Here is a 538-nt window from a genome sequence, read left to right as displayed (position 1 = left end):
CTGCGCATCCGTCGCCAACGCCTCCCGCGGACTCATCCCAAAGAAATCAGCATCAAACTCCCCCGCATCACGCAAGAACCCACCCGACCACACCGACGACTCCCCACCCCACCCCCGATCACCAGGAACCCCACACACCGCATCCACCCCACCAGCCACCAACTCCCACAACCCCTCCGGCGAAGACACCCCACCCGGATACCGACAACCCATCCCCACAATCACCACCGGATCATCCACGACCGACGGCAACACCCCAACAGAGCGGTCCACCACACGAGCCGGTCCAGCGAACAACTCCTTCCGGAGGTGATCCGCCAGCACCTGGGGAGTGGGGTAGTCGAAGACAAGCGTGGCCGGGAGCCGCAGCCCCGTCACCGCACTCAACCCATTACGCAGCTCCACCGCCATCAACGAGTCGAAGCCGAGGTCGCGGAAGGCCCGCGCGGGATCGACTGCTGTGGGGCTGTCATGGCTCAGCACCTTCGCCACCTGGCCCCGCACCACATCCAGCAGCGCCTCGTCGCGCGCGGCCGTA

1 protein-coding gene is annotated in these 538 nt (G+C 66.2%); it reads right to left on the bottom strand.

All coding sequences use genetic code 11. The annotated features are described in order from the left end of the window. The coding region (locus JK363_RS41580; RefSeq protein ID WP_236076599.1) for an acyl carrier protein at window positions 1-538 on the bottom strand (538 nt) is incomplete at both ends.

The organism is Streptomyces coffeae, assembly GCF_016741875.1.
Taxonomy (GTDB): Bacteria; Actinomycetota; Actinomycetes; order Streptomycetales; family Streptomycetaceae; genus Streptomyces; species Streptomyces coffeae.
This window is presented reverse-complemented; position numbering and strand designations above follow the sequence as displayed.